This window comes from Citrobacter sp. Cpo091, assembly GCF_030332645.1.
GTDB lineage: Bacteria > Pseudomonadota > Gammaproteobacteria > Enterobacterales > Enterobacteriaceae > Citrobacter > Citrobacter portucalensis.
Map to the genome: position 1 here is coordinate 496,701 of NZ_JAOWHL010000034.1, position 19,046 is coordinate 515,746.

The following is a 19,046-nucleotide window of genomic DNA, read 5'->3' on the forward strand; positions in this document are numbered from 1 at the left end:
TGGCTGCAGATACACGAGAGGAATATTGCAAGGGGTGTGCCAGGAATGAAAAACGCGGAATGATTCAGGTTCGCCGGGTACTATCGGGAGAGAAAAAGAAAAAACGCACTATAACGGTGCATAGTGCGTTACATTTTTGCACCAGATTGTTGATTGCCGGATGGCGGCGTAAACGCCTTACCCGGCCTACGATACCGCGTGGCCGGATAAGCACTGCGCCGTCAGGCGATAACAGAATCCTCTTGCGTGCTGGCGGCTAACTCTTCGCCCGCCAGCTGCAGCTGATACATCTGCCAGTAACGGCCTTGCGCCGCCAGTAATTGCTGGTGCGTACCACGCTCAACCGCCTGACCGCGATGCAGCACCAGAATGGTATCCGCATCGACAATCGTCGATAACCGATGCGCAATCACCACCAGCGTAGTGTGTTCACGGACCGCCGCCAGCGCGTGCTGAATGGCCTGTTCAGTACCGGAATCAATACTGGCCGTGGCTTCATCGAGGATCAGCACCTGCGGCGTTTCAACCAATACCCGCGCCAGCGCCAGCAGCTGTTTCTGCCCAACGGAGAGATTATTGCCCTGCTCGCCCAGCCGGGTATGGATCCCCTCGCTCAAACCCCGAGCCAGTTCTGCCAGTTGCACAGTCTCCAGCGCCTGCCAGACCCGCTCTTCTGAGATATCGCGACCCAGCGTGACGTTTGCCAGGAAGGTATCCGCCATCACCACCGGATCCTGCTGCACCATCGCGATGCCCTGACGTAACGCACCGTGGCTCAGAGAAGACAACGGACGTCCGTCAAGGCGGATTTCCCCCTGCGTCAGCGGGTAATATCCCATCAGCAGGCTGGCCAGCGTGCTTTTGCCGCTGCCTGTGTGTCCGACCAAAGCCACAAAGCTGCGCGAAGGCACGGACAGACTGATGTTTTGCAGCACCAGATTGTCGTCGCGATAGGCAAATGAAACGTTATCCACCTCAATGTCTCCGCTTTTGAGCGGGCGATCGTCTTCACCATAGCGCTGACGAGGCCCGTCCATCAGTTCGAACACTCGCTCACCAGCGACAACCGCCTGCTGCAGCATTGATTGCTGGGTGGTCAACTCGATCAGCGGTTCGTTCAAACGGCCGAGGTAGCTGATGAACGCGTACAGCACGCCAACCTCGATGGAGGTGCCAGAGGTAAAACTGAACAGCATCAGCAAACCGCAGAGGATCAGCGCCGAGAACAGGCTCAGCAGCGGACGCAGCAAAAAACCATCCAGTCGCAGGGTTTGCATACGCGCCATATAGTGCGAGCGGCTGGCCTCGCCCATTCTCTCGCCAAACCTTGCCTGCTGGCGGAACTGCTGGATAACGCTCATGCCGTTGATGACTTCGTTAAAGCCATCGTTAATATCCGCCAGATAAGCGCGCACCCGACGCACAATCGGGGTGCTGTAGCGTTGGTAAATCACCATCACCACCAGCACGGCCGGGAAAATGGCCATTGCCACCAGCGCCATGCGCCATTCCAGGCTGAACATTGCCACTAACATCGCGCCGATTAAGGCCGCGCTGCGCAGGACCGTTGCGACCACCGTCACGTACAGGTCGCGAATAACTTCAGTATCATTGGTCACGCGGGAGATAAGCTGCCCGACGGGCTGAGTATCAAAAGCACTGAGCGGCTGGCGCAGCGCAGCGTCCATTACGTCGGTGCGTAACTGTTGTACTACGCCAACCGCCGCCTGGTTAAACAGCAATGACTGCGCGTAATGCAGACCTGCCGCCAGCAGTTGCAGACCGACATAGGCCGCAACCAGCCCGGCAACCATCGCCAATGGCAGATTGTTCTTCGCCACCATGTTATCGATAAAATAGCTAATCAGCAGCGGACCGCTGACTTCCGCCGCAGCCGCCACCCACAGCATAACTACCGCAATCGCCAGCTGTTTTCGCCATGGGGAACCATACGCCAGCAGTCTTTTCAGAGTTGGCCATAATTGCCCGAAACTACGCATTAGCCGCCTCCTCGTTTATCTCTGGTGCATCAGACAGCGCCGCTTCAAGTTGCTGATAGCGGTACATGTCGCGATACCAACCGGGCTGTTGCACTAAAGATTCATGCTCACCGTGCTGAGCAATATGCCCATGCTGCATCACGATAATCTCGCTGGCTTCCGTCAGAGCCGATAAACGGTGTGCGCTGATAATCACGGTTCTGCCTTCGCCCCACTGGCGCAGGTTATGTAGGATCTGATGTTCGGTACGACCATCCACCGCCGACAGCGCATCATCCAGAATCAGAATTTCAGCGTTCAGCAATAACGCTCGAGCGATAGAAATACGCTGTTTTTGCCCGCCAGACAGCATCACCCCGCGTTCGCCCACTTCGGTGTCGTAGCCCTGAGGAAGACGTAAAATATCCTCATGAACGCTGGCAAGGCGCGCCACATGCTCGATCTCTTCCTGCGTGGCCTGCGGGCGTCCTAAGGCGATGTTATTACCGACGGTATCGGAAAACAGGAATGGCGTCTGGCTGACAACCGCCAGTCGGCTGCGCCAGCTATCCAGCTGTAAGCGCGTTAATGGGATATCATGAAAGCGCACATCGCCCTGGGTGATATCAAAATGACGCTGGATCAGCGACAGTACCGTACTTTTTCCCGCACCGGTCGGACCACAGATGCCCAGCATCTGTCCAGGTTTGAGCTGGAAATTCACATTTTCCAGCGCCGGGTGGGTGGTTTGCGGGTAACAAAATTCGCGAATCGCCACCGCCAGCTCGCCGCGTCCTTCCGGCACCGATTCAGTACCGTCATCCACTACCGGCGCTTCTGCCAGCATGGCGCGAATTCGGCTATACGCGGCGCTGCCGCGTTCGACGATATTAAACATCCAAGCCAGCGCCAGCATCGGCCAAATCATCAGACCGAGATACATCATAAAGCTGGTGAGCTGCCCGAGCGTCAGCGAGCCGTGAACCACCATCCAGCTTCCCCCGGCAATCGCCAGCAGGTTAGCCATACCAATGGCGATATAAATCGTAGGATCAAAGCGGGCGTCAATGCGCGCCACACGCAGGTTTTTCTTACCGGTATCTTCAGCATCAGCGGCAAATAATGCCGACTGCCGATCCTCCAGCCCAAAGGCCTTGATCATACGAATACTGGTCAGGCTTTCCTGAGTACGATCGTTGAGACTGGAAAACGCCGCCTGCGCCAGCTTAAAACGGTTATGGAGTCGATCGCCGTAACGTTTGATCATCAACGCCATCACCGGCATCGGCAGCAGCGCAATGAGCGTCAGTTGCCAGCTTATCTGCGTTGACATCACGATCAGCACCGCACACCCCATTACCAGCGAATCCACCAGCGTCAGCACCCCTTCTCCGGCGGCAAATACGACGCGATCGACATCGTTGGTTGCCCGCGCCATCAGATCGCCCGTACGGTGACGCAGATAAAATTCTGGATGCTGGCGACTCAACTGACGGTAATAATCTTCCCGCAGCTCAACAGCCAGTTGGTAGGATGCGCCAAACAGCAGCACGCGCCAGACATAACGCAGCAAATAAACCACCACGGCAATCAGGGCAATTGTCCCCACCCACATCAGCAGCCGCTCGGTGGTGAAGCGTTGAGTCGTCACGCCATCCACAATGATCCCGACCACTTTCGGCGGAATAAGCTGAAGGATAGCGATGATGATAAGCAAGGCCACTGCCCCGAGGTAGCGACGCCACTCCCGGCGGAAGTACCAGCTTAATTGAGCAAATAATCGCACGCGTTATGTCCTGACAAGATTTCCGGCAATAAGCGCCGGGAGAATTATTCAATAGGTAGAGCAGTTGTGTATTTAATCTGTTCCATGGCAAAGCTGGAGGTGACGTCAGACAGGCCCGGTACGCTGTTCACCAGGCGCTTATAGAATTCATCATAGCTTTTCATATCAGCAACCTGCACTCGCATCAGGTAGTCATACTCCCCTGCCATACGCCAGAACCCCAGAACCTCGGGCATTCCGGTCACTTCAGTGACAAAGCGGCAATACCATTCGCTGCTGTGATGCTGAGTTTTGATCAGCACAAACGCGGTGAGTCCCAGCCCCAGTTTTTCTGGATCCAACAGGGCGACTCTGCCCAGCAGGATACCGTCATCCTCAAGTCGTTTGAGACGTTTCCAGCAAGGGGTGGTAGTCAGATTAACGGCATCTGCTAATGCCTGCAAAGAAAGGGTGCAGTCCTGTTGCAGTAAGCCGAGTAGCTTGCGGTCAATTTTGTCTAACATATCCACTCCACAGAGAAGAATTTTCTCCTTACATTCTATTTTAAAGGCTAAATGGCAACAATTTTTTCCGTGCTTTTCGCTATTCTGGGCACAAAATGACAAATGGATATCTATTAATGATGAATAACTCCTGGGTTAAAAACGCCATCAATGAAATCAACGCGGATTATCAGCGTTCTGCGGATACGCATCTCATTCGCCTGTCGCTACCGGCGTTCCCGGGCATTCAGCTCTATTTAAAAGATGAGAGCACGCATCCAACCGGGAGTCTGAAGCATCGTCTGGCGCGCTCACTGTTTCTGTACGGATTGTGCAATGGCTGGATCAAAGAAGGCACCACCATCATTGAATCATCGTCCGGTTCAACGGCGGTCTCTGAGGCTTATTTCGCTCGACTGTTAGGGTTGCCATTTATTGCCGTCATGCCTTCCTGTACGGCAAAACGTAAAGTTGAACAGATTGAATTTTACGGCGGTCGCTGTCATTTCGTGGAAAGCGCCTGCGAAATCTATGCAGCCTCTGAGCAACTGGCGCGTGAGCTGAACGGTCATTACATGGACCAGTTCACTTACGCTGAGCGCGCCACCGACTGGCGCGGCAATAATAATATCGCCGACAGCATCTTTCGTCAGATGCAGTGCGAGCCCAACCCCGTTCCCCGCCATATTGTGATGAGCGCCGGAACCGGTGGCACCTCAGCAACCATTGGCCGCTATATTCGCTGTCAGGGCTACGATACTCAACTGATGGTGGTAGACCCGGAAAACTCGGTCTTTCTGCCCTTCTGGCAGGATCGCGATGCCACGTTACGCAGTCCGGTAGGAAGTAAAATTGAAGGCATTGGCCGCCCGCGTGTCGAACCGTCTTTCATTCCTGACGTGGTCGATGAAATGCTGCGCGTGCCGGATGCCGCAAGCGTGGCCACCGCACACTGGCTGGAAACGCAGTTGGGCCGCAAGGTCGGCGCCTCTACCGGCACAAACATGTGGGGAACGCTACAACTTGCCGCCCGTATGCGCGATGCAGGCGTTACCGGTTCGCTGGTGACACTGTTGTGTGACAGCGGCGAACGCTATCTGGAAACCTACTACAACCCACGGTGGGTCGACGCGCACATCGGTGATTTAACGCCGTGGAAAGCGGAGCTTGCCCAACTACTGAACACCCATTAATGGGATAAAAAAAGCCAGACGCGAAGCCTGGCTTGCTGGAAGGGATCTCTCATTCGGGGGAATAAGGTAGATGTGGATTGTCCAGCCAATGCGTCAAAAAGTGTGACACTGCCTGATTACGGCAATGCCCAATCACCGATAAATGAGGCAGTTCAGCAATCAGTTGCGGCATCGCGTTACCCATAATCAGGCCGCGCCCAACGCTGCCTAACATTTCGCGATCGTTCATGGCATCGCCAAACGCCATACACTCGGCCATTGAATAACCTAAATGGTCGCTCAACACCGCCAATGCCGATCCTTTATTACAGCCCAGCGGCAGCACCTCAAGGCAATCAAACGCGGAAAAACAGAGATTCGCCTGTTCACCCAGCGCTTCATTCAGTTGAATTCGCAATTGGATCAGAGAGTCATGATCGCCGCAGAAACAGACTTTCGTAACCTGATGCGCCGGAATACGTTTCACATCGACGATCTGGTAGCGAAATCCGCTATACACATGCGCCTGCAGCAGCGAGGGGATCTCTTGTCCGGTGAACCAGCCATTGTCATTAAAGACATGCATGCTGGCGGTAGTGTCCCACTTCTGATGCAACACAATATCCGCGACATTCGGATCCAGATCCTGACGGTGTAACACATCGCCCTCAAGAGAGTGAATGCGCGTGCCATTACCCGTGATCAAAAAGGCGTCCAGTGAGATCGAGCCTAAAATATGGCGCATTTCAAGCACATGGCGACCGGTAGCAAATGTCAGAGTAATATCGCGTTCACGCAGGCGCGACAGCGTTGAAAGCGTTTCGTCACCTAAATGGTGATTCGGCATCAAAAGGGTGCCATCCATATCAAATGCAGCCAGACGAGCCATTTCTTTCTCCACACTGTGACGCGGTTAACTTGTGATCCAGTATCACCTGAGATATACGGAAGTAATAGTGAATAGATAAAATGAATTGTTCCGGGTTTCTCTACGCATACACCGTTAACGAACATCCTGAAGGAAAAAGTATTAATGCGTCTGCTTAATCGCCTGAACCAGTACCAACGCCTGTGGCTGCCCTCGAACGGCGAACCGCAGTCGGTGACCGTCGGGGAACTGGCCGAACGCTGTTTTTGTAGCGAACGCCATGTACGTACCCTGCTAAAGCAAGCGCAGGATGCGGGCTGGCTGGAGTGGCATGCCCAGTCGGGGCGCGGGAAACGCGGGCAGCTGCGGTTTCTAGTGACGCCAGATTCACTGCGCAACACCATGATGGAACAGGCGCTGCAAAAGGGAGAGCAGCTTGGCGTACTGGAACTGGCTCAGCTGGCGCCGGGTGAATTAAGAACACTGTTACAACCGTTTATGGGCGGTCAGTGGCAAAACGACACGCCAACCCTACGTATTCCCTATTACCGCCCGCTCGACCCCTTGCACCCCGGATTTCTCCCCGGTCGCGCAGAGCAACACCTCGCTGGACAAGTTTTCTCTGGCCTGACCCGGTTTGACAGCACTACGCAACGTCCCTGTGGAGACTTAGCCCACCACTGGAATATCTCCGCTGACGGCCTGCGCTGGGATTTCTATATTCGTTCCACCCTGTACTGGCATAACGGCGATGCGGTCAGCAGCACACAGCTACATCAGCAGTTGCTGAAGCTGTTAGAACTCCCCGCGCTGAATAAGCTGTTTATCAGCGTAAAGCGCATTGAGGTGACGCATCCCCAGTGTCTGACCTTTATTCTGCATCGTCCCGACTTCTGGTTGGCGCACCGTCTGGCAAGCTACAGCAGTCACCTGGCGCATCCTGAGCACCCGTTTGTGGGTACCGGCCCGTTCCGGCTGACGCTGTTTACTCCTGAGCTGGTGCGTATCGAGAGCCACGATCACTACCATCTGAGTCATCCGCTGCTAAAAGCCATTGAATACTGGATAACCCCGCAGCTCTTCTCCCAGGATTTGGGCACCAGCTGTCGCCATCCGGTGCAAATTGCGATTGGTAAACCCGAAGAGTTGCCTATGCTAAGCCAGGTAAGCAGCGGGATCAGTCTTGGTTTTTGCTATCTCACGCTCAGAAAAAGTGCGCGCCTGAATACGCAGCAGGCCCGTAGACTGATCAATATCATCCACCGTTCTTCCCTGCTACAAACGCTTGAAGTGGATGAAAATCTGATCACGCCAAGCAATGCACTGCTCCCCGGATGGACTATCCCGCAATGGGATGAACTCGACGAGGTAGCATTACCGGAAAAGCTGACGCTGGCTTATCACCTGCCGGTAGAACTTCACGCTATGGCTGAACAGCTTCGCCAGGCGTTGGCGTTGCTCGGCTGTGAATTAACGCTTATTTTTCATAATGCTAAAAACTGGGATGGCGATCATCCCTTAGCCCAGGCCGACCTGATGATGGGCGACAGGCTGATTGGTGAGGCACCTGAATATACTCTCGAACAGTGGTTGCGCTGCGATCAGCTCTGGTCACATGTATTGAATGCGCCAGCATACACACATTTGCAAACGACCCTGGATGCCCTACAAATCCAGACCGATGAGGACGATCGCCACGCGGCTTTACAACAAGTTTTCGCCACGCTAATGCATGACGCTACCCTGACGCCACTGTTCAATTATCACTATCGCATCAGCGCGCCACCGGGCGTGAACGGCGTACACCTGAATCCTCGTGGCTGGTTCGAGTTTACCGAAGCCTGGCTGCCACCTCCTTCCGCGTGAAGAAGCTGGTCGACGGCACGCCCAGGCGCTACCATAAGGGCTTCGTTATTTTGTCAGGAAAAGCCATGAAACGTGCCGTTGTTGTATTCAGTGGAGGTCAGGACTCCACGACTTGTCTGGCGCAAGCGCTGCATCAGTATGATGAAGTGCACTGCGTGACCTTTGATTATGGTCAGCGCCATCGCGCTGAGATTGATGTCGCACGTGACCTGGCCTTAAAACTTGGCGCGCGCGCGCACAAAGTGCTTGATGTCACATTGCTCAGTGAACTGGCTGTCAGCAGCCTGACCCGCGATAACATTCCGGTACCCGATTACGAACCGGATGCGAACGGCATTCCCAATACCTTTGTGCCAGGACGCAATATTCTGTTCTTAACGCTGGCAGCAATTTACGCGTACCAGGTGCAGGCAGAGGCGGTCATTACCGGCGTTTGTGAGACCGATTTCTCCGGCTATCCGGACTGTCGCGATGAGTTCGTTAAAGCCCTGAACCATGCTGTAAGCCTGGGGATGGCGGAAGATATTCGCTTTGAAACCCCACTGATGTGGATCGATAAAGCCGAAACCTGGGCACTGGCCGATTATTGGGGCAAGCTGGACCTGGTACGCGAAGAAACGCTGACCTGCTATAACGGCATCAAAGGTGACGGTTGCGGTCACTGTGCGGCGTGTAATCTGCGTGCCAACGGCCTGAACCATTATCTGGCGGATAAATCGGCAGTGATGGCGGCAATGAAGCAGAAAACCGGGTTAAAGTGATTGTATTGCCGGATGGCGCTTTGCTTATCCGGCCTACATGCAGTTGCAGCAACTCTTGTAGGCCGGATAAGACGCTTGAGCGTCGCCTTCCGGCAGTCGCAGCCACTACTGCACCATCTGCTCCAGTTTTTCGCGCAACTCCCCTTCCAGCGGCAACGCTTTTTGCGTTTTCAAATCAATACAGACGAACGTAATCAGCGCGTCTGCCACCACCTGCCCTTCCGGCTCCAGAGTAATGGTCTGATTTAACACACCACTTTTGCCATTTAACTGTTGAACCTGACTGGTGATAGTCAGCAGGTCGCTCAGCACCGCAGGTCGTCGGTAGTTGATATTAATATTCACGACCACAAAAGCGATGTTATGTGCTGTCATCCACTGAAAGCTGTCGCTGTTTTCCAGACCATCCCAGCGGGCTTCTTCCAGAAACTCCAGATAGCGGGCATTGTTAACGTGCTGATAGACATCAAGATGAAAACCACGAACTTTGATTTGTGTTTGCATAGCGCAGGAGCCTTACGTTGTTTTTATAGGAACAGATTTTTGGGTAAAGAGGTCATAACTGGTATGACCTCTACAGTCTGGCAAACTTTCAGCGCTCTGCAAGTTATTGAAGTGTTAAAACTGCCAGGTTACGCTCAACCAGTGAACTGCCCATGCCCGGCACCTGCTTTAAATCGTCCACCGTTTTAAACGGCCCGTACTCCTCACGATAGCTCACAATCGCCTGCGCTTTCTTTAGACCCACGCCATTCATAACTCGCGCTAAATCCTCCGCAGAAGCGTTGTTGATGCTTACCCTGGTGCCCTCATCGTCGCTTGCTTTAGCGGGCTGTGTGGCTTTGCTTTGTGCCGCCCCTGGGTTTTCCGCTTTGGTTTGAGTCGCCTGGCTTTTGGCGACAGGCTCAGCCGCCAATGTGGTTTGGGCCATACCAGCGCAGGTCAATGAAAGAGTGATAAGCAGAGCTTTGATTCCATGTTTCATACTGTTTTCTCCTTGTTTGTTAACAGTGGAATCACGATAGCGAGGTGCAGAACGGCAGACAAACGGCAAATATCAGAAATGGAAAAGGCCGCGAAAGCGGCCTTTGGTAGATACAACTTTTTGCAATTTTTTGCGAACTGCCTCGGTTATTGCTGCTGTTCCAGCGCATCCCCGATTTTAATTTTTGCGGCTTTACGCAGGTTGCTCATCAGCGCTTCGAAGACAATCTGCGCGTTGTTCTGAGTGATCCCCTGAACCATCGCTTTCTTCTGCGCTTCAGGCATAGAACCGGCTTTCACCTCGTCCAACGCCAACAGAACAACGTTACCCTGCATGTCGTTCGCGACGCCGTAGCTCGGTTTGTCTTTCGCCGGCAGGCTCAGACCAAAGGCAGCCTGGCTCAGCGGATCCTGACCCGTACGGCTCAGCGTTTTCGCCTCGCCAAAGCTCAGACCCGCCGCTTTCATCGCTTCATCGCCTTTACCGGCTTTCAGATCCGCCAGCAGTTTATCGGCATCAAGCTTCGCCTGCTGCTCTGCTTTATTGTGCTTAACGAGCGCAGTTACCTGCTCTTTCACTTCAGCCAGTGGCTTCACGGCTTCGGCTTTGTGCTCTGCAATACGCAGCACGAACGCACGATCGCCGTCCACGGTGATGATATCGGAGTTACTGCCAGGCGTACCGTTCTCACCAACCAGACCACCATTGAAAATGATGTCAGCGACTGGTTTGAAATTCAGTTCTTCCGGCAGGCTGTCACGGCTAAACCAGCCCGTTTCAACCGCTTTCATACCCGCAGCCTGCTCTGCACCCGCCAGAGATTCGTTATCATTGCTGGCCGCGTCGCTGACTTTCTGCTGCAGCGCATAGTACGCATCCAGCGCTTTTTCCTGCTTCACTTTTGCCGCAATCTCGTCACGGGCTTCGCTCAGCGGTTTAACTTGCGCAGGCTGTACGTCGTCAAGACGTGCAACGAGGAAACCAACGGAAGACTTAATTACGCCAGACAGTTGACCTTTTTCTTTCAGACCAGCATTTTTCAGCTCATCCGGGGTGGTGGAATCTTCCAGCCATCCCATATCGCCGCCTTTACGGGCAGAGATGATATCGGCAGATTTTTCTTTCGCCAGCGCAGCAAAATCACCGCCTTTGTTCAGCTCGTCCAGTACCGCTTTGGCTTCATCTTCCGTTTTGGTCTGAATGATGCTGTAGCGGTTACGCTGCGGCTGAGTGAACTGATCCTGATGCTGGTCATAGTAAGACTGAATATCAGCATCGCTGGCCGTCTCCTGCATTGCAGCAGCGTCCAGCTTGATGTAGCTCACGCGGAACTGTTCCGGCGTCATAAAGTTGTTTTTATTCTGCTCGTAGTAGCTGGCAACTTCCTGCTCGGTAACAGACTGCTTCGCGGCCAGTGCGTTAACGTCAATCGTCGCCTCGCGCACGATACGCTGCTGTGCGACCAGCGCCGCCAGTTCGTCCGTTTCACCTTTCAGCATGAAGTCCGTACCGGCAACACCGTTAATCAGCTGCTGTGTCGTAAGCTGATTACGTAATGCCTGAGCGTACTGGTCTGCAGTCATTCCCATTTGATTGACAATCGCGTTGTAGCGGTTGTTATCAAACTTGCCGTCCACCTGGAACGCAGGCGTGGCGAAAATGGCCTGTTTAACCTGATCGTCGCTGATGTTGAGCTTAAGCTCGCGGGAATACTGATCCAGCAGTGCTTCGTCAACAAGACGATTCAGCACCTGCTGACGCAGCGTTTTCATATAACCTTCGTTCGCGGCCAGCTCGGAGTATTGATCGCCCAGCTGTTGCTGCATGCGGTTACGTTCGCTGTTGAACGCATTCTCGAACTGCCCGCGGCTGATCTCCTGGCCATTCACTTTGGCGGCGAAGTTATTGCCTCCGCCAATCAGGTAACCACTCACGCCGGTCAAAATGAACGACACGATAATGATACCGAAAATAATCTTGAGCACGAGACTGTTAGCAGCCGTGCGTAAGCTGTCCATCATGGTGTAACCACACTCCGCTGTAGATGACTATACGCGTTATCCTCTCTGCTGCCCCCGCGTTGATGACAACAACGGCAACAAGGATTTTGAGTATATATGCTTCACGCAGCATAGCGTTTCCTGAACGCTGCGCACAAAGGTCTATTGTGACAAGAAACAGGGGCAATTGTCAGCCCACAACGCGTAGAAAGTACCGGAATTACAAATAAAAAAGGCACATCAGTCGATGCGCCCTTGTACTTCGTCACATCCCCAAAGGGGAAATCACTTAGTTTACCGCGTCTTTCAGTGCTTTACCTGCACGGAAGCCCGGTACTTTAGCCGCGGCGATGGTGATCTCTTTACCTGTTTGCGGGTTGCGACCAGTACGGGCAGCACGCTCTTTAACGGCAAAAGTACCAAAACCTACCAGCGCTACGTCATCACCTTCTTTCAGAGATTCGGTAACAGAAGCAATAATTGCATCTAACGCACGTCCAGCCGCAGCTTTAGAGATATCAGCCCCTGCAGCAATTTTGTCGATCAGTTGAGATTTATTCACTCTTCTCTTCCTCTTTATAATTTATATCGCACCTGAATCCTTCAAAGTGCGACCGCGCAGCAGTTATATCAGGCCTGCCATGCCCTTACAACACCCGTTAATGATGGCAAGCCCAATCCGTTATCTAAATTAGCTATACAAAAAAAGGCTGGCAAGCCCGAAATGGCCTGCCAGCCCTGTTTTTATTAATGCTCTTTGCGCGAGGTCACTATTTTGCCGTCACAACCTGCATTCCAGAGGGTTCATTTTGCAACGCAAGAGTCAGAACTTCCTCAATACGTTTCACCGGGTGAATATTAAGATCGGCAATTACGTTGTCCGGAATCTCTTCCAGGTCACGTTTGTTCTCATCGGGAATTAAGACCGTCTTAATGCCGCCACGGTGTGCCGCCAGCAGTTTTTCTTTCAAACCACCGATAGGCAGAACCTGACCACGCAGAGTGATCTCACCCGTCATCGCCACGTCGGCGCGAACTGGGTTACCGGTAAGACAAGAAACCAGCGCAGTACACATAGCAATACCCGCACTTGGACCGTCTTTCGGCGTCGCCCCTTCAGGTACGTGAACGTGGATGTCGCGTTTTTCGTAAAAGTCCGGGTTAATACCCAGTTTTTCCGCACGCGCACGCACCACGGTCAGCGCAGCCTGAATCGACTCCTGCATGACTTCACCCAGAGAACCGGTGTAGGTCAACTTACCTTTACCCGGTACGCAGGCGGTTTCGATAGTCAGCAGATCGCCGCCAACTTCCGTCCACGCCAGCCCCGTCACCTGACCAACGCGGTTTTCGTTGTCCGCGCGGCCATAGTCAAAGCGCTGTACACCCAGATAATCGTGCAGGTTGTCGCCATTGATCTCAATATGTTTCAGCGATTTATCCAGCAGCAGCTGTTTCACCGCTTTACGGCACAGTTTAGAGATTTCACGTTCCAGACTACGTACGCCTGCTTCACGGGTGTAGTAACGAATAATGCCCACAATGGCGCTATCGTCGACCGTCAGCTCACCTTTTTTCAGCGCATTACGCTCAATCTGTTTCGGCAACAGGTGACGTTTGGCAATGTTCAGCTTTTCGTCTTCGGTATAACCGGACAGACGGATCACTTCCATACGATCCAGCAACGGTGCCGGAATATTCATGGAGTTAGAGGTCGCAACAAACATTACGTCGCTGAGATCGTAGTCCACTTCCAGGTAGTGATCGCTGAACGCCACGTTCTGCTCTGGATCCAGCACCTCAAGCAGTGCGGAAGCCGGATCGCCACGCATGTCGGAAGACATTTTGTCGATCTCATCAAGCAGGAACAGCGGGTTTTTAACGCCCACTTTGGCCATTTTCTGGATCAGTTTACCCGGCATAGAACCGATATAGGTCCGGCGGTGACCACGAATTTCGGCTTCATCACGCACGCCGCCCAGCGCCATACGGATGTATTTACGCCCAGTTGCCTTCGCGATGGACTGCCCCAGAGAGGTTTTACCTACCCCCGGCGGTCCAACCAGACACAGGATCGGCCCCTTGATTTTATTTACACGGCTTTGAACCGCGAGGTACTCAAGGATACGGTCTTTGACGCGCTCCAGACCATAATGGTCGGTATCGAGGATTTCCTGCGCCTGACGCAGGTCTTTTTTGACCTTGCTACGCGCATTCCACGGCACCTGTACCATCCAGTCGATGTAGCCACGCACCACAGTCGCTTCCGCCGACATAGGAGACATCATTTTCAGCTTCTGCAGTTCTGCTTCCGCTTTCTCTTTTGCCTCTTTCGGCATTTTCGCCGCGTCGATTTTACGCTTCAACGCTTCGTTTTCGTCCGGTGCATCGTCCATCTCACCGAGTTCTTTCTGAATAGCTTTCATCTGCTCGTTCAGATAGTACTCGCGCTGAGATTTTTCCATCTGCTTTTTCACACGGTTGCGAATGCGTTTCTCAACCTGCAGCAGATCGATTTCAGACTCCATCATCGCCATCAGATATTCCAGACGTTCGTTAACGTCGGACATCTCCAGCACGGACTGCTTGTCAGCCAGCTTCAGCGGCATGTGTGCAGCGATGGTATCCGCCAGACGTGCAGGATCGTCAATGCTGTTCAGCGACGTCAGCACTTCTGGTGGGATTTTCTTGTTCAGCTTGATATAGCCTTCGAACTGGCTGATAGCGGTACGCACCAGCACTTCCTGTTCGCGCTCATCAATAGCAGGCGAGTCAAGGTACTCTGCTTTCGCAGAGAAATGCTCGCCGTTGTCAGACAGCGCAGAAATACGCGCACGCTGTAACCCCTCGACCAGCACTTTTACGGTGCCGTCAGGCAGTTTCAGCATCTGCAAAATTGAGGCCACGGTCCCGACGGTGAAAAGATCGTTTACACCCGGCTCATCCGTTGACGCTTCTTTCTGTGCGACCAGCATGATTTTTTTATCATGGTCCATAGCCGCTTCCAGACAACGGATAGATTTTTCCCGCCCTACAAATAAGGGTATGACCATGTGCGGATAAACCACCACATCGCGCAACGGCAATACGGGGATTTCAATGCGTTCAGAACGCTCAGGATTCATAGAGCTCTCTCTTAGTTTAGTTTCCGCCAGGTAATCAGATGGTACGACTGTGCTTCACACCACCTTTAACATGTATGTCAGTATATGGGGATGTTTCCCACACATTCAACGCCATGTTTACGGAAAAATAAAAGGGGAGATAAAATCCCCCCTTTTTAATTAAATGTCTGTATGAATTGATGAATTATTCGCCAGATGCCTGCTGCGCTTCCGGCTTACCGTAAATCAGCAATGGCTTGCTCTGACCGCCAATCACCGACTCATCGATCACCACTTTTTCGACGTCTTCCATAGAAGGCAGATCGTACATGGTGTCGAGCAGCGCGGCTTCGACGATAGAACGCAGACCACGAGCACCGGTTTTACGCGCCATCGCTTTCTTGGCGATCGCATCCAGCGCTTCCTCACGGAATTCCAGATCGACACCTTCAAGATTGAACAGCGCCTGGTACTGCTTGGTCAGGGCGTTTTTCGGCTCTTTGAGGATCTGGATCAACGCTTCTTCGCTCAGCTCGCTCAGCGTTGCCACAACCGGCAGACGACCGATGAACTCAGGGATCAGACCAAATTTGATCAGATCTTCCGGTTCGACCTGCGACAGCAGTTCACCTTCGCTGGCTTTATCAGACTGTGCTTTTACCGTTGCGCCAAAACCAATGCCGGAGCCGGTTTCAACACGGTTAGCAATGACTTTATCCAGACCGGCAAATGCACCACCGCAGATAAACAGGATCTTGGAGGTATCAACCTGCAGGAATTCCTGCTGAGGATGTTTACGACCACCCTGTGGCGGAACGGCAGCAACCGTCCCTTCGATCAGTTTCAACAGCGCCTGCTGTACGCCTTCGCCGGAAACGTCACGGGTAATAGATGGGTTATCAGACTTACGAGAAATCTTGTCGATCTCATCGATATAGACGATCCCACGCTGTGCTTTCTGCACGTCGTAATCGCACTTCTGCAACAGCTTCTGAATAATATTTTCAACATCTTCACCCACATAACCGGCTTCGGTCAGCGTGGTGGCATCAGCCATGGTGAACGGAACGTCCAGCAGGCGCGCCAGCGTTTCAGCCAGCAGCGTTTTACCGGAACCCGTCGGGCCAATCAGCAGGATGTTACTTTTGCCCAACTCGACGCCATTGCTGGTGTCGCCATTGCGCAGACGTTTGTAATGGTTGTATACCGCGACCGCCAGCACTTTCTTCGCCTGCTCCTGACCGATAACGTAATCGTCCAGGTGGTTGCGAATTTCATGTGGCGTCGGCAGCGCACTGCGTTCACGGTGCGGTGCTACTTCCTTAATCTCTTCGCGAATGATGTCGTTGCATAAATCAACACATTCGTCGCAGATATACACGGATGGACCGGCAATCAGCTTACGCACTTCATGCTGGCTTTTGCCGCAAAAAGAGCAGTACAACAATTTGCCCGAGCCATCTTTGCGTTTATCTGTCATGGGTCAAAACCTCTTCTTTGTTCTTTGTGCCGCACACGACGACGCAAATGCCATTCTCAGGCGCAAGACGCTAGTCAGCGTTGTGCCGCTCCAGGTAATTATAGCGGCACACCTGCGCACTGGGCATTAATTACGATGGGTCAAAATCGAGTCGACCAGACCGTACTCTACCGCTTCAGAAGCGGAGAGGAAGCGATCGCGCTCGGTATCACGTTCAATCTGCTCAAGAGATTGACCCGTATGATGCGCCATAAGTTCGTTCATGCGCCCTTTTACCTTCAGGATTTCACGGGCATGAATTTCAATATCCGTTGCCTGGCCCTGGTAACCGCCCAGAGGCTGGTGGATCATGACGCGAGAGTTAGGCAGGCAAAAACGTTTGCCTTTCGCCCCGGCGGTCAGCAGGAACGCACCCATTGAGGCCGCCTGGCCCATACAAATGGTGCTGACGTCCGGCTTAATAAACTGCATGGTGTCATAGATAGACATCCCGGCAGTGATCACTCCACCAGGGGAGTTGATGTACAGGTAGATATCTTTTTCTGGGTTTTCTGCTTCCAGGAACAGCATCTGCGCCACGATCAGGTTAGCCATATGGTCTTCGACCTGGCCGGTCAGAAAAATGACGCGTTCCTTAAGTAGACGAGAATAGATATCAAAAGAGCGCTCACCACGTGAGGTCTGTTCAATGACCATCGGCACCAGCGCCATATGGGGTGCAAAGTTATCTCGTTCGCCGCTGTATGACATTTCCGTCTCCTGGATAAAATTTGAAAAAACCTGCTGTGCTGATTGTAACCTTATGGACGGATTATCAGCTAGTCCCTCAGTAATGGGTACGACATCGCCATAATTCAAGCATAACAATCTTTTGTTGTAACGCTAACACTGAAACGCTGTTTTCGCACTCTTCCCATGCAAAATGCGTGACAAAAAAAAACCCGCCACCAAAAGGTGACGGGCTTGCGTACGAAATTCGAGCTAAAAAAGCGACGAATTACGCCTGCTGGTTCATCAGTTCGTTGAAGGAAGTGGCTTTTTCAGTCACTTTCGCTTTCGCCAGAACGGCTTCAACAGCCTGCTCTTCCAGAGCGACGTTACGCATGTTGTCCATCAGCTCTTTGTTTTTGCTGTAGAACTCAACAACTTCTTTCGGATCTTCGTAAGCAGAAGCCATCTCTTCGATCAGGCCTTTAACGCGATCTTCGTCAGCTTTCAGTTCGTTGGTACGAATCACTTCGCCCAGCAGCAGACCAACAACTACGCGACGCTTAGCCTGTTCTTCGAACAGTTCACGCGGCAGTTCCAGAGCTTGTTTCTCGTTGCCGCCGAAACGTTGTGCAGCCTGACGACGCAGAACGTCGATTTCGCTGTCGATCAGAGCAGCCGGAACGTCGATGTCGTTAGCTTTTACCAGACCTTCGATCGCCTGAGACTTAACGCGGTTACGCACAGCGCCTTTCAGCTCGCGTTCCATGTTTTTACGGACTTCAGCGCGCAGACCTGCTACGGAACCATCTTCAACGCCGAAACGTTTGATGAATTCTTCAGTCAGTTCCGGCAGTTCGCGTTCTTCAACTTTCTTCAGGTTGATAACGAACTTCGCAGCTTTACCTTTCAGGTTTTCAGCGTGGTATTCTTCCGGGAAGGTCACGTCGATAGTGAACTCTTCGCCAGCTTTGTGGCCTTTAACGCCTTCTTCAAAGCCCGGGATCATACGACCCTGGCCCATCGCCAGTACGAAGTCAGACGCTTTGCCGCCTTCGAACTCTTCGCCGTCTACAGAACCGGTGAAGTCGATGGTTACACGGTCTTCTGCATCAGCAGCGCCGTCTTTGTCTTTCCAGGTAGCCTGCTGCTTGCGCAGGGTGTCCAGCATTACGTCAACGTCAGCGTCGGTAACTTCAACAACCGGTTTTTCAACTTCGATTGCTTCCAGGCCAGTCAGCTCAACTTCCGGGTAAACTTCAAACTCTACCGCGTAAGTAAAATCTTCACCCAGTTTGTATTCGCCCGGAACGTAGTTCGGTGCGCCAGCCGGATTGATTTTTTCTTTGATGATCGCGTCAACGAAGTTGCGGCTCATCAGGTCACCCAGAACGTCCTGGCGAACAGACGCGCCATAACGCTGAGCAACAACATTCATCGGTACTTTTCCTTTGCGGAAACCGTCAATACGCACTTTCTTCGCTACGTTGACCAGCTCGCTTTTCACAGCGGTCTCGATGCTGTCAGCAGCGATAGTAATCGTTACACGGCGGCCAAGGCCTTGAGTGGTTTCAACTGAAACTTGCATCTTGTTACCTCAAAAAATCACAGTGCTCGGTCAACTCTTCTCCGCAAGCACAGGTTGTTGGCTTCGCGGAACTGGGATGTTCTCATAAGCAATCACATTCCCTGTCGTCAGAATCATCCCGAAGACATTCCGAAAAATAAGACGCGCATTATAGCGGCATCACTTTTATGAGTCGAGAACGGTTATCGCGCGTTGCTGCGGCTTTTTTCACAATTCCCGGCTAATTTTTGTCTGAATACTGTACGACTGCCCCAGAATTCAGACAAA

Annotated in this window: 15 protein-coding genes; 3 read left to right on the top strand and 12 right to left on the bottom strand. The window is 52.8% G+C overall.

Annotation, left to right across the window (positions count from 1 at the left end; translation table 11 throughout):
- Positions 1 to 221 precede the first annotated feature (221 nt).
- The 3 genes from OGY04_RS12995 to decR are packed head-to-tail and all read right to left on the bottom strand — an operon-like array spanning position 222 to position 4,268.
- Complete coding sequence (locus OGY04_RS12995) at positions 222 to 2,000, bottom strand: SmdB family multidrug efflux ABC transporter permease/ATP-binding protein (protein ID WP_008783952.1); 1,779 nt, start codon at positions 1,998 to 2,000, stop codon at positions 222 to 224.
- Positions 1,993 to 3,765, bottom strand: coding sequence for a SmdA family multidrug ABC transporter permease/ATP-binding protein (locus OGY04_RS13000; RefSeq protein WP_286585370.1), 1,773 nt, complete (start codon positions 3,763 to 3,765; stop codon positions 1,993 to 1,995). The genes OGY04_RS12995 and OGY04_RS13000 overlap by 8 nt, the downstream gene beginning before the upstream one ends.
- A 44-nt stretch (positions 3,766 to 3,809) precedes the next feature.
- Positions 3,810 to 4,268 carry a DNA-binding transcriptional regulator DecR gene (decR, locus tag OGY04_RS13005; protein ID WP_003831023.1) on the bottom strand — a complete coding sequence of 153 codons (459 nt, stop codon included), beginning with the start codon at positions 4,266 to 4,268 and terminating at the stop codon, positions 3,810 to 3,812.
- A gap of 116 nt (positions 4,269 to 4,384) precedes the next feature.
- Between decR and OGY04_RS13010 the strand changes: the two genes are divergently transcribed.
- Positions 4,385 to 5,440 (top strand): PLP-dependent cysteine synthase family protein, encoded by a 1,056-nt coding sequence (locus OGY04_RS13010; protein ID WP_286585371.1) that lies wholly within the window; start codon positions 4,385 to 4,387, stop codon positions 5,438 to 5,440.
- Positions 5,441 to 5,489: 49 nt separating this feature from the next.
- Here OGY04_RS13010 and cof read toward each other — a convergent pair whose 3' ends face one another.
- Positions 5,490 to 6,308 carry an HMP-PP phosphatase gene (gene cof / locus OGY04_RS13015; RefSeq protein ID WP_048235970.1) on the bottom strand — a complete coding sequence of 273 codons (819 nt, stop codon included), beginning with the start codon at positions 6,306 to 6,308 and terminating at the stop codon, positions 5,490 to 5,492.
- Between the two features lie 144 nt (positions 6,309 to 6,452).
- Between cof and OGY04_RS13020 the strand changes: the two genes are divergently transcribed.
- Positions 6,453 to 8,153 carry an SgrR family transcriptional regulator gene (locus OGY04_RS13020; RefSeq protein WP_286585372.1) on the top strand — a complete coding sequence of 567 codons (1,701 nt, stop codon included), beginning with the start codon at positions 6,453 to 6,455 and terminating at the stop codon, positions 8,151 to 8,153.
- A gap of 65 nt (positions 8,154 to 8,218) precedes the next feature.
- On the top strand, positions 8,219 to 8,914 hold the full coding sequence (gene queC, locus OGY04_RS13025; RefSeq protein WP_286585373.1) for a 7-cyano-7-deazaguanine synthase QueC: 696 nt from the start codon (positions 8,219 to 8,221) through the stop codon (positions 8,912 to 8,914).
- A 105-nt stretch (positions 8,915 to 9,019) separates the two neighbouring features.
- Here the strand turns inward: queC and fadM are convergent, their stop codons facing one another.
- From fadM to tig, 8 genes are all read right to left on the bottom strand, one after another.
- A complete protein-coding gene (gene fadM / locus OGY04_RS13030; protein WP_003021636.1) occupies positions 9,020 to 9,418 on the bottom strand; it encodes a long-chain acyl-CoA thioesterase FadM in 399 nt (132 codons plus the stop codon).
- A gap of 103 nt (positions 9,419 to 9,521) precedes the next feature.
- Positions 9,522 to 9,899 carry a helix-hairpin-helix domain-containing protein gene (locus tag OGY04_RS13035; protein WP_286585374.1) on the bottom strand — a complete coding sequence of 126 codons (378 nt, stop codon included), beginning with the start codon at positions 9,897 to 9,899 and terminating at the stop codon, positions 9,522 to 9,524.
- A gap of 146 nt (positions 9,900 to 10,045) precedes the next feature.
- A complete protein-coding gene (gene ppiD / locus OGY04_RS13040) occupies positions 10,046 to 11,920 on the bottom strand; it encodes a peptidylprolyl isomerase (RefSeq protein ID WP_003831016.1) in 1,875 nt (624 codons plus the stop codon).
- A gap of 268 nt (positions 11,921 to 12,188) precedes the next feature.
- On the bottom strand, positions 12,189 to 12,479 hold the full coding sequence (gene hupB / locus OGY04_RS13045) for a nucleoid-associated protein HU-beta (protein WP_219352570.1): 291 nt from the start codon (positions 12,477 to 12,479) through the stop codon (positions 12,189 to 12,191).
- Positions 12,480 to 12,669: 190 nt separating this feature from the next.
- Positions 12,670 to 15,024 carry an endopeptidase La gene (gene lon, locus OGY04_RS13050; protein WP_003831014.1) on the bottom strand — a complete coding sequence of 785 codons (2,355 nt, stop codon included), beginning with the start codon at positions 15,022 to 15,024 and terminating at the stop codon, positions 12,670 to 12,672.
- Positions 15,025 to 15,208: 184 nt separating this feature from the next.
- Positions 15,209 to 16,483 (bottom strand): ATP-dependent protease ATP-binding subunit ClpX, encoded by a 1,275-nt coding sequence (gene clpX / locus OGY04_RS13055; RefSeq protein WP_003831013.1) that lies wholly within the window; start codon positions 16,481 to 16,483, stop codon positions 15,209 to 15,211.
- A gap of 126 nt (positions 16,484 to 16,609) precedes the next feature.
- Complete coding sequence (gene clpP / locus OGY04_RS13060) at positions 16,610 to 17,233, bottom strand: ATP-dependent Clp endopeptidase proteolytic subunit ClpP (protein ID WP_003021624.1); 624 nt, start codon at positions 17,231 to 17,233, stop codon at positions 16,610 to 16,612.
- A gap of 247 nt (positions 17,234 to 17,480) precedes the next feature.
- Positions 17,481 to 18,779 carry a trigger factor gene (gene tig / locus OGY04_RS13065; protein ID WP_003021622.1) on the bottom strand — a complete coding sequence of 433 codons (1,299 nt, stop codon included), beginning with the start codon at positions 18,777 to 18,779 and terminating at the stop codon, positions 17,481 to 17,483.
- Between the last annotated feature and the right edge of the window lie 267 nt (positions 18,780 to 19,046).

Excerpts from the sequence above, each read along its gene's own strand:
- OGY04_RS12995 (WP_008783952.1), bottom strand. The coding sequence starts at position 2,000 with ATGCGTAGTTTCGGGCAATTATGGCCAACTCTGAAAAGACTGCTGGCG.
- decR (WP_003831023.1), bottom strand. The coding sequence starts at position 4,268 with ATGTTAGACAAAATTGACCGCAAGCTACTCGGCTTACTGCAACAGGAC.
- OGY04_RS13010 (WP_286585371.1), top strand. The coding sequence starts at position 4,385 with ATGATGAATAACTCCTGGGTTAAAAACGCCATCAATGAAATCAACGCG.
- cof (WP_048235970.1), bottom strand. The coding sequence starts at position 6,308 with ATGGCTCGTCTGGCTGCATTTGATATGGATGGCACCCTTTTGATGCCG.
- OGY04_RS13020 (WP_286585372.1), top strand. The coding sequence starts at position 6,453 with ATGCGTCTGCTTAATCGCCTGAACCAGTACCAACGCCTGTGGCTGCCC.
- queC (WP_286585373.1), top strand. The coding sequence starts at position 8,219 with ATGAAACGTGCCGTTGTTGTATTCAGTGGAGGTCAGGACTCCACGACT.
- fadM (WP_003021636.1), bottom strand. The coding sequence starts at position 9,418 with ATGCAAACACAAATCAAAGTTCGTGGTTTTCATCTTGATGTCTATCAG.
- OGY04_RS13035 (WP_286585374.1), bottom strand. The coding sequence starts at position 9,899 with ATGAAACATGGAATCAAAGCTCTGCTTATCACTCTTTCATTGACCTGC.
- ppiD (WP_003831016.1), bottom strand. The coding sequence starts at position 11,920 with ATGATGGACAGCTTACGCACGGCTGCTAACAGTCTCGTGCTCAAGATT.
- lon (WP_003831014.1), bottom strand. The coding sequence starts at position 15,024 with ATGAATCCTGAGCGTTCTGAACGCATTGAAATCCCCGTATTGCCGTTG.
- clpX (WP_003831013.1), bottom strand. The coding sequence starts at position 16,483 with ATGACAGATAAACGCAAAGATGGCTCGGGCAAATTGTTGTACTGCTCT.
- clpP (WP_003021624.1), bottom strand. The coding sequence starts at position 17,233 with ATGTCATACAGCGGCGAACGAGATAACTTTGCACCCCATATGGCGCTG.
- tig (WP_003021622.1), bottom strand. The coding sequence starts at position 18,779 with ATGCAAGTTTCAGTTGAAACCACTCAAGGCCTTGGCCGCCGTGTAACG.